General features: G+C 58.1%; 18 protein-coding genes. 6 read left to right on the top strand and 12 right to left on the bottom strand.

Annotated features, from left to right (window positions below):
- Positions 1-12: 12 nt before the first annotated feature.
- Genes PMI11_RS06580 through PMI11_RS06600 form a run of 5 tightly spaced genes read right to left on the bottom strand, consistent with a single transcriptional unit; the run spans position 13 to position 6235 of the window.
- Complete coding sequence (locus tag PMI11_RS06580) at positions 13-1062, bottom strand: putative FMN-dependent luciferase-like monooxygenase (RefSeq protein ID WP_007814720.1); 1050 nt, start codon at positions 1060-1062, stop codon at positions 13-15.
- A gap of 1 nt (position 1063) precedes the next feature.
- The gene (locus tag PMI11_RS06585; protein ID WP_007814721.1) at positions 1064-2752 is read right to left on the bottom strand and encodes a dipeptide ABC transporter ATP-binding protein; all 1689 of its coding nucleotides are present in this window, start codon (positions 2750-2752) and stop codon (positions 1064-1066) included.
- Positions 2749-3666, bottom strand: coding sequence for an ABC transporter permease (locus PMI11_RS06590; protein ID WP_007814722.1), 918 nt, complete (start codon positions 3664-3666; stop codon positions 2749-2751). The genes PMI11_RS06585 and PMI11_RS06590 overlap by 4 nt, the downstream gene beginning before the upstream one ends.
- Positions 3666-4607: an ABC transporter permease gene (locus PMI11_RS06595; RefSeq protein ID WP_007814723.1), complete on the bottom strand. Its 942-nt coding sequence runs from the start codon at positions 4605-4607 to the stop codon at positions 3666-3668. Before PMI11_RS06595 ends, PMI11_RS06590 begins: the two co-directional genes overlap by 1 nt.
- 47 nt (positions 4608-4654) lie before the next feature.
- The gene (locus PMI11_RS06600) at positions 4655-6235 is read right to left on the bottom strand and encodes a TIGR04028 family ABC transporter substrate-binding protein (RefSeq protein WP_244430540.1); all 1581 of its coding nucleotides are present in this window, start codon (positions 6233-6235) and stop codon (positions 4655-4657) included.
- Between the two features lie 731 nt (positions 6236-6966).
- Here PMI11_RS06600 and PMI11_RS06605 point away from each other — a divergent pair.
- The 6 genes from PMI11_RS06605 to PMI11_RS06630 all read left to right on the top strand — a co-directional run bounded on the left by PMI11_RS06605 (position 6967) and on the right by PMI11_RS06630 (position 13632).
- Positions 6967-8622, top strand: coding sequence for a putative bifunctional diguanylate cyclase/phosphodiesterase (locus PMI11_RS06605; protein ID WP_007814726.1), 1656 nt, complete (start codon positions 6967-6969; stop codon positions 8620-8622).
- A 109-nt stretch (positions 8623-8731) separates the two neighbouring features.
- A complete protein-coding gene (locus PMI11_RS06610) occupies positions 8732-9199 on the top strand; it encodes a hypothetical protein (RefSeq protein WP_085990527.1) in 468 nt (155 codons plus the stop codon).
- Entirely contained in the window at positions 9196-10365 is a 1170-nt protein-coding gene (locus tag PMI11_RS06615) for a class I SAM-dependent methyltransferase (protein ID WP_007814730.1), read from the top strand. Before PMI11_RS06610 ends, PMI11_RS06615 begins: the two co-directional genes overlap by 4 nt.
- Positions 10362-12722: a SpoIIE family protein phosphatase gene (locus PMI11_RS06620; protein WP_007814733.1), complete on the top strand. Its 2361-nt coding sequence runs from the start codon at positions 10362-10364 to the stop codon at positions 12720-12722. Before PMI11_RS06615 ends, PMI11_RS06620 begins: the two co-directional genes overlap by 4 nt.
- 3 nt (positions 12723-12725) lie before the next feature.
- A complete protein-coding gene (locus tag PMI11_RS06625; RefSeq protein WP_007814736.1) occupies positions 12726-13286 on the top strand; it encodes a slr1658 superfamily regulator in 561 nt (186 codons plus the stop codon).
- Between the two features lie 7 nt (positions 13287-13293).
- Positions 13294-13632, top strand: a complete 339-nt coding sequence (locus PMI11_RS06630; RefSeq protein ID WP_007814738.1) for a slr1659 superfamily regulator — start codon at positions 13294-13296, stop codon at positions 13630-13632.
- Between the two features lie 54 nt (positions 13633-13686).
- Here the strand turns inward: PMI11_RS06630 and PMI11_RS06635 are convergent, their stop codons facing one another.
- Genes PMI11_RS06635 through PMI11_RS06665 form a run of 7 tightly spaced genes read right to left on the bottom strand, consistent with a single transcriptional unit; the run spans position 13687 to position 19733 of the window.
- Positions 13687-14679, bottom strand: a complete 993-nt coding sequence (locus tag PMI11_RS06635; RefSeq protein ID WP_007814741.1) for a dihydroxyacetone kinase subunit DhaK — start codon at positions 14677-14679, stop codon at positions 13687-13689.
- Positions 14680-14738: 59 nt separating this feature from the next.
- Positions 14739-15149, bottom strand: coding sequence for a hypothetical protein (locus tag PMI11_RS06640; RefSeq protein ID WP_007814744.1), 411 nt, complete (start codon positions 15147-15149; stop codon positions 14739-14741).
- Position 15150: 1 nt separating this feature from the next.
- A complete protein-coding gene (locus tag PMI11_RS06645; protein ID WP_007814746.1) occupies positions 15151-16731 on the bottom strand; it encodes a putative PEP-binding protein in 1581 nt (526 codons plus the stop codon).
- A complete protein-coding gene (locus PMI11_RS06650) occupies positions 16715-17059 on the bottom strand; it encodes an HPr family phosphocarrier protein (protein WP_007814747.1) in 345 nt (114 codons plus the stop codon). The genes PMI11_RS06645 and PMI11_RS06650 overlap by 17 nt, the downstream gene beginning before the upstream one ends.
- Entirely contained in the window at positions 17059-17457 is a 399-nt protein-coding gene (gene dhaM, locus PMI11_RS06655; RefSeq protein WP_007814748.1) for a dihydroxyacetone kinase phosphoryl donor subunit DhaM, read from the bottom strand. The genes PMI11_RS06650 and dhaM overlap by 1 nt, the downstream gene beginning before the upstream one ends.
- The gene (gene dhaL, locus PMI11_RS06660; RefSeq protein WP_037070823.1) at positions 17454-18044 is read right to left on the bottom strand and encodes a dihydroxyacetone kinase subunit DhaL; all 591 of its coding nucleotides are present in this window, start codon (positions 18042-18044) and stop codon (positions 17454-17456) included. Before dhaL ends, dhaM begins: the two co-directional genes overlap by 4 nt.
- A gap of 48 nt (positions 18045-18092) precedes the next feature.
- Positions 18093-19733, bottom strand: a complete 1641-nt coding sequence (locus PMI11_RS06665) for a dihydroxyacetone kinase subunit DhaK (RefSeq protein ID WP_007814750.1) — start codon at positions 19731-19733, stop codon at positions 18093-18095.

Genomic DNA, 19733 nt, shown 5'->3' on the forward strand with positions numbered 1-19733 from the left:
CCTCTAATGAATTCAGGCTGTAGCAGCGTGACGCTGCGGTTGAGAATTGCGCGCGGCGCCCAGCCATCCGAGCGCCGGTGCGACCTCCGTTGCGATCAATTCCAGTGAGCGCAGGATGTAGGAATGAGGCGGATCAACCGAATGGACCTGGAAAACGAGATCGGTGACCCGCGCGAGCGACTGATCGGCCTTTAAAGACGCAACCACGTCATCGGGCGTTCCGACATGGACGTCGAAGGCCTTGATGAGTTCTGCGGTCGTCGATGCGTTGACCTTGTGTCCGTTGGCGATGAAGCGCTCGACGCTGCGGTTGAGACCGATCTCGGCGAAATGAAGTGCCTCTTTGCGATCGTCTGCGACGAACAGGCTTCGAGAGCCCAGGATGCGCGGAGCACGCCCCTCTGGGAGGGCAGCCAGATAAGCGTCGATGATCGGGTTCTGCAACTCCCAAAGTTCAGCTTTCGGCGTTTCGGCCGGCCGTGGTTGTGTGCGTGACAACATCAGACCATCACCATCCCGCCCTGCTCGCTCACCGCCACCCACAGAGAATGTTGCCTGCCAGACACGATCGCCGAGGTCCCCACCCGCGGGATAGAGATAATTATCGCCGGCAAGCGCCCTGCCCGCCCAAGCGTTACGAACCGTCGCCAGATGCCTGGCGTAGACGGATCCACGATCGCTGCTTTCCAGTCCGAACGGCAGGAAGGATTGCGGCGTCCCGCCAGTGCCGAAACCGACCTCAAGACGACCGTTGGAAAGCAGATCGAGAACGGCCGTGTCTTCTGCAACGCGAACCGGGTCTTCCATAGGCAAAGTTATGACGCCTGTGCCCAACCGGATGCGCGAGGTCCTTGCGGCAACATCGGCCAGAAACACCAGAGGGGCTGGCAAACCGCCTTCATCGCCATTGAAATGGTGTTGCGCCACCCAGGCAGTGTCGAAACCGAATGCCTCGGCGTGAATAATCTGCTCTGCCACAAGCCGGTAGCGGGTGGCCGGGTCCGCCTGATCAAGCACTCGGCTGAAGAAGCCGAGCTTTTTCGGGATATCTGTCCGGGTCATGCTATTTTCCTGCATTGGACGTCGTTGGCTGAACGGCGCGGTGAACAAGTTTCTTGCCTGGGATCGCGTCGATCAGTTCGCGCGTATAGGCACTCTTCGGATTGCAGAAGACCTCTTCTACGGCTCCGCTATCGACGACACGTCCGCTGTTCAGGACCGAGACGGTGTCGGCGATCTGCCTGACTACGGCGAGATCATGGGAAACGAAGAGATAGGTCAGGCCGAGATCGCGCTGGAGCTCGTCGAGCAAAGCAAGGATCTGCGCTTGCACGGTCACGTCGAGGGCGGATACGGCTTCGTCGAGCACAAGAATTTCCGGTTTCAGCACCAAGGCGCGGGCAATTGCGACGCGTTGGCGCTGTCCACCCGACAATGCTCGAGGCCGGCGCTGCAGGACGTCGAGGGGCAAGCCAACCCTCTCGATCGCCGTTGCCACACGTCTTGCCCTTTCGTCTTTGGGCAGAGGCTCGAAGTTTAAAAGCGGCTCTTCAACAATACGGAAGATGCTCTGGCGGGGATCGAGGGATCCAAACGGGTTTTGATAAACCAGCTGTATCTTCCTGCGGAACTGTCGCAAGGTCTCCCCGCGCAGAGTGGCAAGGTCGAGACCATCGACAATCACCCTCCCCGATGTCGGCTTCTGAAAGGCCGAGACAATCCGGATCATGGTGGTCTTGCCTGAGCCAGACTCGCCGACAACCGCGTGAGTAGTTCCGCGGCGAACCCGGAAGGAAATGTCGTCAACTGCACGAAAGCTATCGCTCCTGCCGAGACCGAAGTCCTGGACGAGGTTCTCGACGACAAGAACGTCGTCGGTTGCGGGCACGCTCACGCGCCTGGTCTCTGCGCGGCGCGTTTTCAAGTTCAAAGACGGGACATCCGAAAGAAGCTGGCGGGTATAGGCGCTTTTCGGGTTTGCCAGAATGTCTGCGGTGCGGCCCTGTTCCTGAATGCGGCCTTGCTTCAGGACGATGAGCCGGTTCGAACGATCGGCTGCCACACCGAGATCGTGGGTGACCAGAAGCACCGCCGTCCCGAACTCGCTGCGCAATTCGTCGATGAGATCGAGGATATGCTTCTGTACTGTGACATCGAGTGCGCTGGTCGGCTCATCAGCGATGATCAGGGCTGGCTTCAATGCGATCGCGATTGCAATGAGAACGCGTTGTTTCATGCCGCCGGAAAGCTCATGGGGATATTTCTGCGCGCGAAGCCTGGGCTCCGACAAGCCGACCCGTTCCAATAGCTCGATTGCCTGCGAATAGGCGACGGGCCCGGTTGCATGGCCATGAATGGCAAGGATCTCCGCAACCTGTTTGCCGATTGTCTTGACCGGGTTCAGCGAGTTTCCGGGATCCTGCGGGATCAGGCTCACAACCGAGCCACGGATCGCGTCAAGGCGCTTTTGCGGCCAGCCGGAAATATCCGTTCCGTTGAGCCGGATCGTGCCGCTGATGATGCGGCCATTGTCAGCGAGCAGACCGATGATGGCCTGGGCCGAAGAGGTTTTCCCAGAGCCGGACTCACCGACCAGCGCGACCACTTCGCCGGCTGCCACGTTGAAATCGATCTCATCGACGGCCACACGGACCTGGTCACCATCTTGATACCCGATCGTCAGCCCCGATACGTCGAGGACAGGCTCCGGTCGGGCGCTGCCGTCGACAGGGTTGGAGAGAGGACGGTTCATCGAGATCCCTTTCCAATGGCTTGGCTGATGCGGTTTACCGATAACACCACGACGACAACGACGATCCCCGGGGCGGCCGTCAGCCACCAGGCGGTGGCGACATAGTTTCGTCCTTCGGCAATCAACAGGCCCCATTCCGGTGTCGGCGGCGGCGCGCCGTAGCCAAGGAAGCCGAGCGTCGACAATTGCAGGATCGCCCAACCGATCTGCAAGGCGGTGTAGGCAATGACGGACGTCAGGGAGTTCGGGAGGATGTGCCGCCGGAGCACTTTCAGGAAGCTTCCACCACTACCGAAGGCCGCCTCGACATAGTCGCTTCGCCTGACCGTGACGACTTCCGACCGAACCAGACGGGCAAAGCTCGCGATCGAAGTCACGCCGACTGCTATCGCAGCGTTTATCGTGCCGAAGCCCAGGAGAATGATGATGCTGAGTGACAACAGGAGCACGGGAACGGAGAGCAGGACATCGACGATCCGCATGACGATGGTTTCAACCCATCCACCCAGGGATCCGGCAAGAAGCCCAAATGTTGTTCCGACAACTAGCCCGATGCCGACTGCGGCAAGTGCACCCGACAACGAATGGACCGACCCGTAGACAAGCCTGGCATAGAGGTCACGACCCAGAGAATCGGTGCCAAGCAGATGGAGCGTACTTGGTGGCTTCAACTGCTGACGTGGAATTCCCTCGATCGGATTGTAGGACGTGAACAGGCCGGGCGCGATGGCCCAAAGCAGAACGATTGCGAGCACTATTGAGGCAAGCAACATGCCTGGTTCGATGGCAAGACGCCGCTTTCGGCTGATCGACCTTGTTTCGCCAAGATCATCCCCGCTCGCCGGTGCCGTCCAGTCGACAGGATCAGGGCTATCGATATTGAAATGACGTTCGGGCGCTTCGACGTGGCTCATCAGGCCTCTCCCAGCTTTGTTCTCAGGCGCGGATCGAAGACCGGATAGAGGAGGTCCACCGCCAGATTGATAGCGACGAAGGCTGCGGCGGAGATAACGACGATCGCCTGCAGGACAGCGACATCCTGGAAATTGACAGCCTGCTCTGCGAGGCTTCCGATGCCATTGCGACCAAATACGGTTTCCGTGATGACCGCTCCGGCAATCAACTCTCCGAACAGGAGGCCTGCCACGGTCATTACGGGAAGCAGGGCGTTTTTGGCCACATGCCGCCACAGGACCCAGACATGTGAAGCCCCCTTGGCGCGGGCGACTGGAACGAACGGGCGCGTGAGCATCTCATCGATGTTGCGCAGAAGGATCTGGGCGAGAGGCGCGGAAATTGGAACGGCGACGGTCAGAACAGGCAGGATCAAGCCCTGCCACGGACCTGGGTTGATGACCGGCACAAGCCGGAAGCGGAACGAAAAAATCTGGATCAGCATGATTCCGAGCCAGAAGGTCGGAACCGAGATGAAGAGAGAAGGGATCGAGTGCGCCAGCGATCGAAGCCATCTCAAGGGCGGCAGGTTTGCAAGTATCGCGATCAAGACTGACAGCAGGATGGCGCCAAGAAGGCCCAGTCCGGCGAGCCAAAGGGTTGGCGGAAGGTTGGTCGCGATTTGATCGCGCACCGCAACGCCAGCCTGCAGTGAATAGCCGAAGTTTCCGGTGAGAAAATTGCCGATGGCATGGAGATATTGCGAAAAGATCGTCCCGTCCGCCGCATAGGCAGCGCGGATGTCGGCAATCTGTTCGGGGCTTAGTCCGTAGTCCGGGTTCTGAAACTTGATCAGGACCGCGTCACCGGGCAAGGCTTGGAGCAGGACGAATGAAACGGTAAAGGCAGCCCATAAAACGAGCAATGCCTGTCCGATCCTCGAGAAAAAATATTTAGCCATGACGATCTCCAAAGCTGGCCCGGCCACACCGGGCCAGCTTGTGCTCCTCAGTGTTCGGCAAGCCAGGTACTGTAGAAGGAGGGTCGACCGACGGCTTCGAAGGCAACGCCGTTGACGTAGGGAGCACCCGCAAAGGCCTGCGGCTCCTCGAAGATCGGGATGGCATAGGCCTGGTCGAGGACGTAGTTCTGGATGTCGGCGGCGATGGCCAGGCGCTTGTCACGATTGGGTTCAGAGGAGAGGCCCTCCAACAGGTGGTTGAGCTTGTCGTCGACGAAGCTCTTCACCTTGTCGCTCTGACCGCCCTTCTGACGCAGAACGTCCCGGTTTTTCGGATAGTAGTTGCTCTTGATCACGTCCGGATCGGCGCGGCCGACCATTGCCGGTGCTACCGGGGTTTTTGCCGGATCGAGATCGTCCAAAGTCTTGCTGCCCGCGTCGCCAGCCAACACGTTCAACGTCACGCCAAGCTTTGCCCATTGCTGGGCGACCAGCTGAAGCGTCGCCTTGTTCTGTGGCTGCGGCAGCGATTCATAGGCGGTCAGGACGAGCTTCTGCCCATCCTTCCCGCGCTGCCCATCAGCGCCGAGCGTCCAACCGGCCTGATCCAAGAGCTTGGCGGCCTGCTCGGGATCGTAATTCAGCTTGGAAGAGAGATCGACATAGCCCTGAGCGGTCGAGGCGATGATCGATTTTGCCTGAGGGTAATGGTCTGAAAACAGCGTCGTTACGATTTCCTGCGCATTGGTTCCGTGAAGAAGGGCTTGGCGAACGTGAAGGTCCGCAACGAGCGGATTGTCAGGCCGGAACACGACGCTGTTGTTCACACCGCGTGTCGGGGCGGCATAGATCTTGTAACCTTGCGCTTCGACCTGCTCCTCGTCATAGGCCTGTACCTGGCGGATAAAGTCAGCTTGACCCGATAGAAGAGCTCCAATTCGCACACTGTCTTCACCAGTGACGATATATTTTATACCGTCGAGATACGCCCTGCCCTGGTGCTCCAGCTTGGCTGGTCCCCAGCTATAGTCGTCACGGGCTTTCAGCGATAATTCCTTGCCCAGGGTTTCGCTTTCGACGACGAACGGTCCGGAACCGATAATCTTGGTCGCATCGCCCAGTTGTTCAAATGGCAAGGAAAGCGTCTTCAGGGAGACCAGGCCGGAGCCAATGACCGATGTACCCTGCAGGAAGCCCGGCGATGGCCGCTTGAAGTAGAACTTCACCGTGTAGGGATCGACGACTTCGCTGTGATCATAATTATTGATCACTTCCGACACCGGAAGCTTGAGACCCTTGTCGCCCAGACCGTAGACGTCATAGTTCTTGGCAACCGCATTGGCGTCGAGCGGCGAACCGTCCGAGAATGTCACGCCCTGCCGGATCTTGAACGTATATTGCGTCGCATCGTCATTGACCGTCCAGGATTCAGCGATCCACGGCTCGATTTCGAGCGTCTTTGGGTTCTGGTAGGTCAGCTTATCCGTGATCTGGTTGAGAATACCGCCGTTCGGATAGAAGCCACCGGCCGGCGAATAGAGATTGGTGTGCGCCTGCTGCTCCAGATAGATCAGCGTCCCGCCCTTGACCGGCTGATCGGCAGAGAACGCGGTCGCAGTAAGTGACATCCATGCGCCCAGGAATGTTGCGGCAGTGAGTCTGGCTTTGATGCCCATTTTGAAAAGCCCCGAAATTGATACGGGGATCAAGCTAACCTTATCATCATTTAGTACATAGAATTTGTATTCTATTTTTAGCCTGAGGTGTGAAACGAACTCCCCGAGGATCGCGCAGCATTGCGCACGCGATTGCCGTGACCGACATCCGATGCGGAAGGGAGCGGCGTGTTCCAGCACACCCATCTCGATCCAGCCGTGATAGCGCCCGCTCGACCGTCAGATCGTCGTCATACTGCGCAGGCAAATCGCGCCCGCATGCGCCTGACCGGGCCATCCAGATCAACGCATCGACGACGCGACGATTGTTTAGAGCGTGACCCTCGCCGCCCCTAGCGCCCTGCGGGCACAAAAGGTCCGATCCGAGACCATTGGTCGGCGCTGACTGTGTCGATATCCATGACACGCCTCCAATGGCCAGTCTTGAATCCGATTTGCTTAAACCGCGAATTCCAAAACGTTAAATCGTCACTACGACCTAGTCCCCGACCCACACTTTTAGCTATATAAAGAGAAGGCGTAGCAATCGGCGCGCCAGCCGAAAGTTGCAATTTCCTGCGCGAAAAAGAGGTTTGAACATTTTTAATCCGTACTATCTAAATTAGATAATGCATACCTAAGTTGTGGCGGCTTTGAGTTGCGGTGATCGTTCTCAAGGAAACTCGACCATGGAGAGCTCAGACATGCGTAAAGTTCGTGCCACGCGCGCGACTCCTGAAGATAGACAGGAACATGCCCCGAGCCCGATCGATCGGCTCTTGTTCTTCGACCACGATTTCAATCCGATCAAAAACTTGCTGGGCGATGAACTGCCCGCTGCGCTTGCACCCGCAATGTCGCTATGGGAGCATTTTCCAGAACTGGACAAATTGGCGACCATGCAGGCACTCCGCTCAATGGGCGAAGGCGTCCAGTCCTTGCGATTGTCGGTCAATGTCAGGAAACCTGGTTCGCAAAGACTAACGATCTTTCAGATCGGAAATATGTACGCAGTTGTTCGATCCGGCGATCGCCTTGACGATGAACGAGCAACCCTATTGCATCTGGCAACCCACGATCCGTTGACGGGCTTGCCAAATCGACGCCAGTTTAGCGAGGATCTCGCTGTGTCGTTGACGGAAATAGCTGCCTCGGGCGAGACCTTGTCTCTGATGCAGCTTGACCTCGACGACTTCAAGCCTGTGAACGACACGTTGGGTCATCCGGCCGGAGACAAGCTTCTTCAACTTGCTGCTAGCCGCATTCAAGAATGCCTTGCAAAAGACGACAGGGCTTATCGCCTCGCGGGTGACGAATTCATGGTCATCTCCATGGGCCCGGGACATCCGGCCAAGGGTCACCAACTGGCGGAAGCCCTCGTTGCGGCATTCCAAAAGCCCTTCACGATCGACGGCATCGCGGTTTTTGTCGGTAGCAGCGTTGGCGTGTCAAGTGCGCCACCGGACGGCGCCAGTCCGGAGCAACTTATGAAGGCGTCTGACGTCGCACTCTACGCCGCGAAGAAGGAAGGTCGCCGTCGCGCAAAATCGTTTGATCCTTCAATGCTTGAATTGCTGGAGCAGCGCGAGCTACTGCGCCGGAGCCTTCGAATAGCCCTGGCAAACCACCAATTCTCAATGGAGTATCAACCGATCGCCGAGGTCGGTTCCATCGTCGGCTTCGAAGCGCTTCTGAGATGGCACCACCCCCTGCTCGGGAGTATTCCTGCAAGCACCTTCATTCCAATGGCCGAAGCAGATGGCTTGATGCCGGAAATAGGCGCATGGGTTTTGGAACAGGCATGTCGGGAAGCGATGACCTGGCCACAGAACTACATCGTCGCAGTCAATGTGTCGGCGGCTGAATTCCTGACAAACGGTCTTACCGATCGGATTTCGCAAACGCTGGATCTTGTGGGATTTCCATCGGATCGCCTGGAGCTTGAAATAACCGAAAGCGTGCTGCTCGAGCGGACTGTCAACAACATCGACACCCTCAATACTCTCAACGTACTGGGCATCAAAATCGCCCTCGACGACTTCGGGACAGAATATTCATCCCTCAGCTATCTGAAAACATTCCCTTTCGACACGATAAAAATCGATCGATATTTTATTACCGATCTCGAAAGCGATTTCAAAAGCCAGGCAATCGTGCGCTGTGTCATTGAGCTTGCACATGGCCTCCACATGCGCGTCACCGCCGAAGGGGTTGAGACGGCACAGCAGGCGAACTGGTTGCGCAAGGCGGGATGCGACAGGCTGCAAGGCTATTTGGTGAGCAGACCGCTCCCGATCGCGACGATTGGGGAATTTATCGATCGTGCGAACACATCCCAAGGCCGCGCCACGCAATTGTGAGTGCGAACGTTACAGGATGTTCTAAAGGATGGCATGCGCCACCCATGTACCAACGGAGGGTGTATTGGAAGAGATAGCAACCAGCATCGATCACCGTGCATTCACCCTCATGCTGTCGCTGGAAATGGATGTCGCATTGGTGAAATCCGAATGGAGATTTTGCGACAGGATTACCGAGTATCTCTCCGACATTCTTGGTCAAGGACACAGCGACCCCGCCCGATACTCGAATTTTCTTTCGGTCGCGGCGAACGAGCTCGTTGAACTTGCTTTCCGCTGGTCGGGTCAATCAGGTTTGATGAGTTTCAGTCTCCATCGAAACGCAACAACAAATCGCCTGACAATTGAACTCCCCTATCAGGACCTGTCCGGTGGTCGTCACACAAGTGCGAGCCTGATCGAGCTCCGGCCTCCCCTCGCGGGTGAGGCAGGAGACGGGAAGGCGTTCACGGCCGATACGACTGCGCTGCTCGGAGATTTGGCGACAATATTCCGCTCAACTATCCGGATTGAGACAGACGGTGTGCAGAGCACGAAGATCGTCGCGGATTTCCCCTTGGCCGAGGACTTTCAATGAGCCACGCTGCATCCTTCACAGTGCGTTTTGATCCGACAAACCAAGAGCTGGTTTTGTCCGGCAAGATACGGCCAAAAGGTGCCGCGGAAATTGCCGATGCCCTGTCGCTGATGCAGCAAAGCCTGGAAAGGTATAGCGGGGTTGTCTACCTCAATGTCAAACGCCTGACGCATATCAACATGACGGCCTTTTCCGCCCTTGCCGATATCCTCATGGAAAGCTGCCGGACGAGACCAGAGCGGAAGATCGTAATTGTGACCTCGAGCGTGATGGCGTGGTCGACTCCGGTTTTTGAAAAGCTGGCCAAACGCTACCCCAACCTGACGGTGGAAGCTTACGACTCGGCCTTTTATCCCGGGCAGAGCTTTGTGGAAGACGAGGCTTTCATTCCCATTCTCCGTACTCAGACTAAAATGACATGGAGGCACGAGAGAGAATTATTGCCTCGTCACGGTCTCCGTAGCGGTCTTGTCGTTGCGGACATCTGCTGCGGGATTGGTGATTTCGCAGCCTTGGTTCAACGGGAATTTAAGCCGTCCCGCCTTGTCGCCCTAGACCACTCGGTGCGCAGCCTGGACTACGCTCGTAGAGTGGCTGCGGACTTCGATTTGAAGGAAATCGAATACACCTATGGCGATGCGTCCCAGATGTTGCTTCGGGACAATCAATTCGACTTTGTGACGTGCCGGCATTCCCTCCAGATTTTCGACCGACCTGAGATGCTGCTGCGGGAGCTCTACCGTATCTGCAAGCCCGGCGGCCGGGTCTATATTACAAACGAGAAAAACTCGCATTGCCTGGGCGAGCCACATGCGGAAACGATCAAGTGGACCTATGAAGAAGTCGCCAAATTGTTCAGGCACTTCGACATGGACGTCGAGATGGGGCCGAAAAGCCGTCACCTGCTCGCCGACGCGGGCTTCGACGCGATCAAGGTCGATACTTTCATGGTAACAAACCTTGACGGCGATCCCCAGGACTTCGCCGACATCATCGAAGCCTGGGAAAACGTCTACGCGGGCCAGATGGCGGTCCGACGGGGGGACACGCCGGAGTTCATTCGCAGGTTCAGGCAGGGATTTAAAGATCACGTTTTCGCGGCCCTTCATCCGAAGGGTTACGCGGGCTGGCCGATCTGGGCGGCGTCCGGCCGAAAGCCGCTATGATGGACAGGATATCTTCGAAAAGACCGATCAAGCTGGGTTCATTCCGCGCAAAGTTCATTTTGGTTGTCGGCGGAGCAGTCCTCTTTGATCTGCTGGTGAGCGGAGGATTGGCACTCTGGAACGTCCAACGGCTGTCACGCGACGCGACGCTGGAGGTCGGGCAAGGCCTCGAGGCAGCAAGCCAGGAATACATCGGAACATATGCCGACTCCACCGCTGCCCAGGTCAGTTTGTTGTTACGGCAGGTTCACAACGATGTTGGTACGCTCGCAGGCGTGCTTCAGGCACAAATCGATGATCCCGAGCGCAATGTAAACGTCGGTGCGGCGATCGCTCGAACCTCTCCCGACAGCGTCCGCCTCGTTTATGACCAGAAGGGGAACTGGTCTCAAAACGCTCCGGGCTCTGTCTCCGTTGTGAGCGTTTGGGGTTACCTGCTGAAGCCTGACCATAGTCCAAGACCTGACGTCGAGGCCGACATCCAGACGAGCTCGGTTCTGGACATCGTCGCGCCGAGTTTGCTGCAACATGGTTCTTCCAAGCTCCAGATGTATTACATTGGCCCGAAGGAAAGGCCGATTTTCAGAACCGCACCGTACACGGATCAGGCTCAGACTTTCGACCGTCTTTATCCCGGTCACAACGATGCAAATTTCTGGGACTTCTTTTTTCCCGGGCTCTACGAGTCTTGGCAGAGCTGGGCCACAAATATGAATTCACGGCCGGTCGCAGAAGATATCACGCAGACAGCGCCATATACCGATGCGATTACCGGGAAGCTCATCGTGAGTTTCTTTCATCCCCTATGGACGGCCGACAGGAGGGACGTCGCCGGCGCGGCTGGCGCGGACATCACGCTCGACCAACTCGCCCAGACCGTTGAGAATGTGAAAGTGGCCCAATCCGGGTTTGGCTTCCTCGCAATGTCTGACGGAAACGTCGTCGCAATCAACCATACAGGCGAAGAGACTCTCGGCCTGCGGTCTGCGAGCGATACGAGCGGAACAGGCGTGACCGGACTGGAGCGGTCGTTGAAGGGAAGCTCCCAGCCCGAAATTGCGAAAATGGCGCTGGACCGCGAACAGGGCATCCAGCACCTGTTGTTGGAACGAGACGGACAAAAGGTCCCCTACATCGTGATCGTGAAGAAGCTGCCTGCGACCAATCTCTGGTCCGGCGGCCCGGTCCGTCAAGAGGCGATGTCCCTCGTACTGGCCGTACCCGAACGGGAAATCGATGCCTCCCTATACGCGGCACAAGCCAAAATTTCCGAAGCCACGAACCGCATCGTGCTCTATCAGATCCTAGCGATCGCGATGTCGCTGGCGATCGTGACCCTCGCCGTGCTTGCCGCCTCAAAGCGAATAACGAGTGGTATCAGTGCCCTCGCAAATGCCGCGAGACGGATCCAGACGAAGGATTACTCGGTACGGGTTGCCATCGCCAGCAAAGACGAAGTTGGCGAGGCAGGAGAAGCGTTCAACAGGATGGCGGAAGAGATCAGCTTCCACACGGAAAATCTCGAGCAACTCGTCGAAGAGCGAACGGCGCAGATCGAAGATGCAAAGGAAGAGATCTCAACGTTGAACGCGCAGCTTCAGCGAGAAAATCGACGACTTGGGACAGAACTGGCCGTCGCCGAGAGAATCCAGTTGATGGTGCTGCCATTGCATCAGGAACTTGACGAACTGCCGGCGCTGGAAATAGCGGCATACATGAGACCTGCCGAGGAGGTCGGTGGCGACTATTACGATGTTTTGAAAAGCGGCAATCGTTTGAAAATCGGCATTGGTGACGTCGCCGGACACGGGCTCGAAAGCGGAGTGTTGATGTTGATGGTTCAGTCGGTCGCCCGCGCATTGCAGGAGGCAGGCAATGTCGATGCGGTCAAATTTCTCACCGACCTGAATAGCGCCCTTTTCAAGAATATCGTGAGAACCAAGATCGACAAGCATCTCACTTTGGCATTCCTTGACTACGACGGCAAAGAAATGATCCTGTCTGGCCAGCACGAAGAGGTGATCGTAATACGGACGAACGGCGAGATCGAACGTATCGATACTATGGATTTGGGAATACCGATCGGACTGCAGGCCGATATTTCCTCGTTCATCAAGACCCGCAAGATAGCGTTCGAGAAGGGCGACCTCATTCTTCTCCACACAGATGGCGTGACGGAAGCCGAGAACGACGCTGGAGAACTGTTTGGCATCGACCGTCTGTGCCTCGAGGCACTTCGCCTCAAGAACGAAAGTGCCGACAAAATCGTCTACGAGATCGTTGCGGCATTGATGCATTTTATTGGGTCACAAAAGATCCATGACGACATCACACTTCTCGCAGTACGGCATAGGTGACGCATGACACCAACGTTATATGGGGTCGAATCTCTGGCAAATGAGAACCTGGATGCGAGCACGCGTCTGACATTGCGCGATGGACCGCTTCAACTCGGGTGGAAACATTCGGGCATGACTTCGGACTTCATCGCAGAAGTAATGGCCCTCCCGTATTCCCACTCAAAGAGAGACTACACGCAAGCGCATCACGACATCGGATATCTCAGCAATGAGCTGATCGAAAACGCCGTCAAATTTCGACAGCCCGGAGAAATCCTCATCGAGGCCGGGATATTGGACGGATGCTTTTTCATGAGGACAACGAACAGCATCGATAGCGCATCGTCATCTCGTCTTCAGCAGCTGCTGCACCGACTTCGGTCGAGGGAACCCGGCGAGCTTCTTCTCGAACGGATCGAAAGCAATGCAATATCGGAAGGGAGCGGATCCGGTTTGGGATTGCTCACCCTTCTAAGCGACTATGATGCAAAAATGGCGTGGGCATTCGAAGAAGCCGACGACGACCATGTCAAACTGACGACGACTGCATTGGTGGCGTTGCCGCCCTCCTCCAAGCTGTGAGCGAAAAATGGAAATCAGCGACGAAAATTTCCGCGTATGGGCAGAAAACACCGAGGTATATTTCGATGGTATATTTCGGCTGGCAGGACCCGACGCCTACGCGCCCATTCATTCGATGGTACTAGGGCTGCTCCATGAAGGACACAAACAAGTAACGTTCAATCTGACGGGTCTCGAGTTCCTCAACTCCTCCGGCATAAACCTGCTTGCCAAACTGACAATCGAGGCCAGGAAAATGGGCGAGCTCCAGCTCGTTGTGAAGGGCACCAACCAATATCCCTGGCAGGCAAAATCGCTTCCGAATCTGAAAAAATTGCATCCGCTGCTTGATTTGCGCCTAGCGTAACGGTTCGCTGCGAAGACAGGGACAAGGCCATCGCGACTTCTGATCACGAGATGCCTAGCACCTCCAGCGCAATGCAGCGGTGGCAACGGGCGAATCCCACAGAGAAAGCTCCTCGTCCGTCAGGAAGGCGAGCGTGATGGAAAGGCCCTGCATGTCGAGCGAAGTGGCATAGGTGCCAACAAGCGAGCGCTCAACCCGCAGGCCGTATTCCGACATGATGCGAAGGGCAGAGTTGTAGGCAAGATAGAGTTCAGCGGGCGGTGTGCCGCCAAGTCCGTTCACCAGGAGCAATGCTTTGTCTGTGCTTCGGCTGATATCGTTGAGGATAGTCTCGCTGAGATACCTGACGATAGTGTCAGCGTCGGAGAACCGCTCTCTCGAATGACCCGGCTCCCCATGAATGCCGACGCCCATTTCCACCTCCTTCGGCCCGAGCGCGAAGGTTGTGCGCTGGGTGTCTGGGACCGCGACACCGGTCAGGGCAACGCCCATCGACCGGATGCGTGAGGAGAGGCTGTCACCAAAGGCTTTTAGTTCCGAAAGGGAGCGACCCTGCTCCGCTGCCGCTCCAAGCAGCCTTTCTGTGATCAGCGTACCGGCAACCCCACGTCGCCCGCGACCGTCGCCGGCCCTCGTCGTTTCGATGTCGTCGCAGGCAAGGACCATTTCTATTCTATGCCGGTCCGACGCCATCTCCGACGCCATTTCGAAGTTCATGACGTCGCCATCATAGTTCTTGACGACGAGCAAACAACCGGCGCCGGTGTCTGCTTCCTCTATCGCGCTGACGATCTGGCTGGGCGTGGGCGATGTGAAGATATATCCGACGCAGGCAGCATCGAGCATGCCGCGACCGATGAAGCCGATATGCATTGGCTCATGGCCGGCCCCACCACCAGAAATGATGGCGACCTTGCCAGGAACCAGCTCACGGCGGCGTATACATTTACGGTCGGCGCCAAACACAACGAGTTCCTGATGGGCGCGCACAAAGCCTTCGATGCTTTCGGCGACCATAGTCTCCGCTGTGTTCATGAATTTCTTCATCAAGCCCCTCCCAAGGCGATGATCATGCCAATCCTTTTGCATGCGCCACAAGGGCTTACTTAATCCGACAACCCCGAAATTGCGGCAATCTTCTGCACCAGATCGGCAATCGCTTCCTCCAGCAGCCGGTTGCGTCTCTCGTCGCCGAAATCGGGCACCATCAGCGAAATGTGCCGCAGTTTCTCCGAGGCGCCAAGTTCCGGCAGCTTGCCTGGATGTGCAGCTTGATAAGCGTTCAGAAAGCGCTCCTGTTCAGCGGCACTGAAATGGCACACCCGGAAGATCGTCGCGAGATGCCGGGCAGGAAGCGGCGTCGTATAAGTCGGGCTTGTTATCTGCGTGACGAAACTCCGATGTTTGCCAAGTTCCGTCGCGAGCCGCTGGCGTGTTCCAGAAGGCCTGTTGTCGATGATTTGCGCCAGAATGGATTTGTAGGCGATAATGGCGTCTTCCGTGTCTTCGCGCGCCATCCTATTCTCCGGCTGCCGTTGTCCCATCTGCCTTCAGGCCGACGATTGCCGATCTTATCGCGGGAAGTTGAGCGGGTGTCACGGAAAAATGCCGTATGCCTGCGGCAAGCAGATCCGCGGTCAGGGACGGATCCCCGGCCATGTCGCCGCAGATGCTGACCGGTTTGCTTCCGGCCAGTCTTATGGCCTGGGTCAGCAGGCGCAGTACGGCCGGCACCGCCTTGGCCTGGTAAAGCGTAAAGTCGGCACCCTCGCGAGGCGAGGCGACGAGATATTGCGCAAGGTCGTTCGTCCCGAACGAAAAGAAGTCAGCGCTTTCGAACTCGTCCAGCATGAGCGCGGCGGCCGGGACCTCTACCATCATTCCGATGGGAGGCATGCGATGCGGCAGACCGCGTCGGGCGAGCGCGTCGGATTCTTCGCGATAGATCTGCCTGATATCATCGACGTCGGATGGAAACATCACCATCGGCAGCATGATGCGAAGGCTGCCGAAGACTGCCGCACGCAAAAGCGCGCGGGCTTGAACACGCGCGATCTCCGGCCGGGCAAGCAGAAGACGGATACCACGTAGCGAGGGTACGTCGGCAAGTCCGGCGAGCGGCTTGTCGCCGCCTATATCCAGCATGCGAATTGTCGTCGACCGGCCACCGGCCCAATCCAGCAGGTGGCGGTAGATTGCGAACTGCTTTTCCTCGTTTGCGGCATCCGCGAGCGACGTCACCGCGAATTCCGAGCGCATCAACCCGATGCCGGCGGTTGTCGCAACATCGATCGCATCGACTTCGTCGGGAGCGTTGACGTTGACGGCCAGCAGGACCTGCGAGCCGTCGGCCGTGTACAAAGTGCCGTTGTCGGCCGTCGATGCCATTCTTGTCGGGCGATGGTCGAGCGGAGCCGGCGTCGCCCTCTGCTTGGCTATCTGAAGCATGATGATACCTGAATCGCCATCAACCCCGATGTGTTGTCCCTTCTCCGTCGCGAAGGGACCGGCGCCGATGACCATCGGGACCGAGCGAGACCGGGCAAGCAGCGCCACATGGCCGACTGCGCTGCCCGCATAAAGAGCGATACCCCCACCGGCCGACCAGTCATGTGCGAGGAATCGACTGGGCTCCATGTCTTTTCCAACATAGATGGAGCCGGCCGGAAAGTCGTCGATCGGCGCCCCGGTCAGGATCGACAGGACGCGATTCTTGACGTCGAGAATGTCGACGGCACGCGCCCGCACTTGGTCTTCCTCGGCGCATTCCAGTTCGCGAATATAGCCATCGAGTGTCCCTACCCAGGCAAACACTATATTTTCGCCCGCATCGATCCGCGCGCCGGCCATTTCCATCAGCGTCGGGTCCTGGAGCACTTCAATCTGAAACTCGATGATTTCGCCACTCTCCAGGTCTGTCCCCGCCGCAAGGTCGCGTAGTTCGCCGATGGCCTTCTTAATGGCATCGCCGAGTTCGGCATGGCCGGAAAGACTTGATGGCGGCGACGCAGCAGCCGCCATCGGCTTTGCGACATAGGCCGGTCCGGTAGCAACGCCTGGCGATGCACCCGTGGCTTTCAGACTAGGCGGTGCGGCCATGCTTCTTTTCCTCATCGAAGTTGCGCTCAACGAGGCCCTTCAATGCGCGAATCGCTTCCTCGGCGAGGATCCCCTCGGCGCGAATCTTGAGCAACGATCCCTTGCGGATCCTGGCACCCATGATCTTGATGATGCTCTTGCCATTCAGCCAGACATCGCTGCCGTTGATCGCGACTTCGATCGAGCAGGGAAACGACTTTGCAAGCCGCGTGAATGTAACCGAGGGCCGAGCATGCAGTCCAACGCCATGCTTGACCTCGACCTCCGTCTGGCAGTTGGCATGCATCTGCTCGCCCTCATGGCCCCCCATGCGCAATCCGCCGCTCATCAGGGTGATAGCTCCTCTGCCGTCGCAATGACTTTGCTCAGCGATGCACCGCCGGAAGCCTCGGCGGCCGCGATAACGGCTCCCTCCACGACGGGTGCATTGCAGATCGATACCTGCTTCGACCGCGGCAGGCCGAGCATCTCAACCGCCATTTCGCTGTTGGTTTCAGCTCCACCAAGATCAACGAAGACGGCAACGCCTGCGTCCGACCAAGCCTCCTCGATGGCTTTGAGAATGCCGCGGGCATCCGTCCCGAGTTCGCCGTGACTGTTGCCGCCCGACCAGGCAAGCGGCACACTGTCGCCAACCATCTGCCGCACCATATCGGCAGTGCCACGCGCAACCAGCGGCGAGTGGGAAACAATCACGATCCCGACGTTAGGCCTCTTCCCATTCATACCGGTCGGTACTCCTCGAGGTAGCGGCAGATCGCATTTGTCAGCAGCGCACAACTTGAGGCGCCCGGATCGACATGGCCGATCGACCGGTCTCCGAGATATGAGGCGCGCCCGCGCATGGCCCTCATCGCAGCCGTCAGCTCGGCAGAAAGTTCGGCCTGTTGTGCGATGTCCGTCAGAGGCAATCGATGTGCGAGCGCGTCCTGAACGGGATAGAGAACATCAAGAAGCGTCTTGTCCCCGGCATGTGAGCGACCACGACGCGCGACGGCGTTGATCGCCTGTTTCAGTGCCGCCGAAAAATCTTTCTCCTCGTCCGAGGCACGGAGCTCGCGGCCCATCTCCATGAGCAGCGTTCCGTAAAGCGGGCCTGCCGCCCCACCGATGTTCATCACGAGCGTCAAGCCAATTTTCTCAAGCGCATCAGGCAAGGGAAGGGCTGAAACGGAGGCATCTTCGGCGCTCACCGCTTCGCAGCCACGTCGCATGTTCGTTCCGTGATCGCCATCACCAATGGCGCGATCAAGCGCACACAGGTGCTCGCTGTTTGCCGCGATCGCTGCACGGCAAGCTTCGATCAATCCCATGAGAAGAACCGGTTCAGCCTGCACCCGAAACCCTCCCGCCTCCAAAGCTCATACGAGCGCTGCCATTACCTCGAATACGCCTGCCACGGCCACGGCACCCGGATCGGGCACGCCTTCCAGATCCCTTTCGCCAACGTAGGAGGCACGACCGGCCTTTGCCTGTCGCATCGCTCTTGTCGACTGAGCACCTGTCGTCGCCGCTCTTGCCGCGGCCGCGACACCTTCCGATGAAAGGGCCGCAAGCGCAGGAGCCAGTGCGTCGACCATAGTGCGGTCGCCCACAACGGCACCTCCATAGAACGTCATCCGATCAAGCCCGGCAAGCAGGGCTGCGGCGATATCGTCCTTTTCGGCCATGGACTTGGATGCGGCCGTGAAGAAGATCGAGAGAAGGACGCCGCTGGAGCCGCCCATGCTCGTGCTCAGGATTTCGCCGATGGAAGCCATCGTCGCGGCAGGATCTTTCAGTGGAAGTGTGTCGATGCGGGCAAGAATGCTGCGGGCTCCGGTCGCGACGGTGGAGCCGGTATCGCCATCACCAACCAGGCCATCCAGGCGGTTGAGCTCGTTTTCGAGGGAAAGCAGATGCTCGCAAAGTGCGGTCAGGAGACGACGATTATCCCTATCGTCGCTGGCGGGTGCCGCATCGCTCTGTCGCGACGCCCGTTGAGGCGCGGGAAGGATAGCGATCTCGTGCCGTTCGGTCGCGGGCGGCCAGGCATGGGGTTCGACGGCGGCCCTCAGGGAGGCTTCACGGTCGGCATCCAGTCGAATGAGCGACAGGGAAAAGCCGTTCATGTTGAGAGCGGTCATCATCGGTGCCGGCCCAATGATCAGCCGAACACGGTTGGCGATCGGTGACGACAGCACAGCGTTGGCGATGACGCCCATTTCAAGCGGCGGCACGGCGCCGAGATTGTTGATCAGCAGCGCATGATCTCCCGCACCATCGAGCTTCGCCGCCAGCCGCTCGGTCATCGTCGCAACCAGATCGGCAATCGGCTGCAGGGAAATACGCTCGACCCCGGGCTCGCCGTGGATACCGAGGCCGAGCTCGCCTTCATTGGCGCCCAGTCGATCCTCGTGCGTTTGGCCGGGCACGCTGCAGGTTGAAAGCGACATGCCGAGCGAAACGATGCTGCCCGCTGCGGCATTCGCTAGTTCCGCCACCGTCTTGAGCTCAGCGCCGGCCTCGGCATGATAGCCGGCGATCTTGTGCACGAACAGCGTACCGGCAACGCCGCGGGGCTGGATGATGCCAGGGATCGCGATATCGTCGGCAACGATGACCATCTCGACATCGAAACCCTCGGCACGGGCCTTTTCGGCGGCGAGACCAAAATTGAGGCGATCGCCCGTATAGTTCTTGACGATCAGCAGGACGCCCTTGGGGCCGGTTACGGCGCGGATCGCCGTCAGCACCGCATCGACACTCGGCGAGGCAAAGATTTCGCCGGATACGGCTGCGGTAAGCATGCCCTTGCCGACAAAGCCTGCATGCGAGGGCTCATGCCCCGCCCCGCCGCCCGAGATAATGGCGACCTTCGACTTGTCCCAATCGGCACGCAGGATCACCTTGATCTCCGGAAACGCGTCGAGACGGGCAAGGCGACCGGCGCCGCTTGTCTGGAGCAGGCCGTCCAGGGCTTCTGTGACAATGGTTTCCCGGCGATTGAAGAAATGTTTCAT

Origin of the sequence: Rhizobium sp. CF142 (genome assembly GCF_000281145.1) — a bacterium.
Lineage (GTDB): Bacteria > Pseudomonadota > Alphaproteobacteria > Rhizobiales > Rhizobiaceae > Rhizobium.

Excerpts from the sequence above, each read along its gene's own strand:
- PMI11_RS06580 (WP_007814720.1), bottom strand. The coding sequence starts at position 1,062 with ATGACCCGGACAGATATCCCGAAAAAGCTCGGCTTCTTCAGCCGAGTG.
- PMI11_RS06585 (WP_007814721.1), bottom strand. The coding sequence starts at position 2,752 with ATGAACCGTCCTCTCTCCAACCCTGTCGACGGCAGCGCCCGACCGGAG.
- PMI11_RS06590 (WP_007814722.1), bottom strand. The coding sequence starts at position 3,666 with ATGAGCCACGTCGAAGCGCCCGAACGTCATTTCAATATCGATAGCCCT.
- PMI11_RS06595 (WP_007814723.1), bottom strand. The coding sequence starts at position 4,607 with ATGGCTAAATATTTTTTCTCGAGGATCGGACAGGCATTGCTCGTTTTA.
- PMI11_RS06600 (WP_244430540.1), bottom strand. The coding sequence starts at position 6,235 with ATGTCACTTACTGCGACCGCGTTCTCTGCCGATCAGCCGGTCAAGGGC.
- PMI11_RS06605 (WP_007814726.1), top strand. The coding sequence starts at position 6,967 with ATGCGTAAAGTTCGTGCCACGCGCGCGACTCCTGAAGATAGACAGGAA.
- PMI11_RS06610 (WP_085990527.1), top strand. The coding sequence starts at position 8,732 with ATGCTGTCGCTGGAAATGGATGTCGCATTGGTGAAATCCGAATGGAGA.
- PMI11_RS06615 (WP_007814730.1), top strand. The coding sequence starts at position 9,196 with ATGAGCCACGCTGCATCCTTCACAGTGCGTTTTGATCCGACAAACCAA.
- PMI11_RS06620 (WP_007814733.1), top strand. The coding sequence starts at position 10,362 with ATGATGGACAGGATATCTTCGAAAAGACCGATCAAGCTGGGTTCATTC.
- PMI11_RS06625 (WP_007814736.1), top strand. The coding sequence starts at position 12,726 with ATGACACCAACGTTATATGGGGTCGAATCTCTGGCAAATGAGAACCTG.
- PMI11_RS06630 (WP_007814738.1), top strand. The coding sequence starts at position 13,294 with ATGGAAATCAGCGACGAAAATTTCCGCGTATGGGCAGAAAACACCGAG.
- PMI11_RS06635 (WP_007814741.1), bottom strand. The coding sequence starts at position 14,679 with ATGAAGAAATTCATGAACACAGCGGAGACTATGGTCGCCGAAAGCATC.
- PMI11_RS06640 (WP_007814744.1), bottom strand. The coding sequence starts at position 15,149 with ATGGCGCGCGAAGACACGGAAGACGCCATTATCGCCTACAAATCCATT.
- PMI11_RS06645 (WP_007814746.1), bottom strand. The coding sequence starts at position 16,731 with ATGGCCGCACCGCCTAGTCTGAAAGCCACGGGTGCATCGCCAGGCGTT.
- PMI11_RS06650 (WP_007814747.1), bottom strand. The coding sequence starts at position 17,059 with ATGAGCGGCGGATTGCGCATGGGGGGCCATGAGGGCGAGCAGATGCAT.
- dhaM (WP_007814748.1), bottom strand. The coding sequence starts at position 17,457 with ATGAATGGGAAGAGGCCTAACGTCGGGATCGTGATTGTTTCCCACTCG.
- dhaL (WP_037070823.1), bottom strand. The coding sequence starts at position 18,044 with ATGGGATTGATCGAAGCTTGCCGTGCAGCGATCGCGGCAAACAGCGAG.
- PMI11_RS06665 (WP_007814750.1), bottom strand. The coding sequence starts at position 19,733 with ATGAAACATTTCTTCAATCGCCGGGAAACCATTGTCACAGAAGCCCTG.